Here is a 375-nt window from a genome sequence, read left to right on the forward strand (position 1 = left end):
ACAGCCGCTCGCAGCGTCCCCACGAAGCGCCAACGCGCAGCCCGGCACCAGGAGAAACACCATGCAGGTCATCAACTCCAACATCGCCTCGCTCAACGCGCAGCGCAACCTGTCCACCTCCGGCACCCAGCTGGCCACCAGCCTGCAGCGTCTGAGCTCCGGCCTGCGCATCAACAGCGCCAAGGACGACGCCGCCGGCCTCGCCATCTCCGAGCGTTTCAGCACCCAGATCCGCGGCCTCAACGTCGCCACCCGCAATGCCAACGACGGCATCTCGCTGGCCCAGACCGCCGAAGGCGCGATGGCCGAGATCGGCAACAACCTGCAGCGCATCCGCGAACTGGCCGTGCAGTCGTCGAATGCCACCAACAGCAC

General features: G+C 67.2%; 1 protein-coding gene. It reads left to right on the forward strand.

Annotation, left to right across the window (positions count from 1 at the left end; all coding sequences use genetic code 11):
* Positions 1-61: 61 nt before the first annotated feature.
* The coding region (locus FLQ44_RS21330) for a flagellin N-terminal helical domain-containing protein (protein WP_439144960.1) at positions 62-375 on the forward strand (314 nt) is incomplete at its 3' end.

This window comes from Vogesella mureinivorans, from assembly GCF_007644035.1.
In the GTDB taxonomy this organism is placed as follows: Bacteria; Pseudomonadota; Gammaproteobacteria; order Burkholderiales; family Chromobacteriaceae; genus Vogesella; species Vogesella mureinivorans.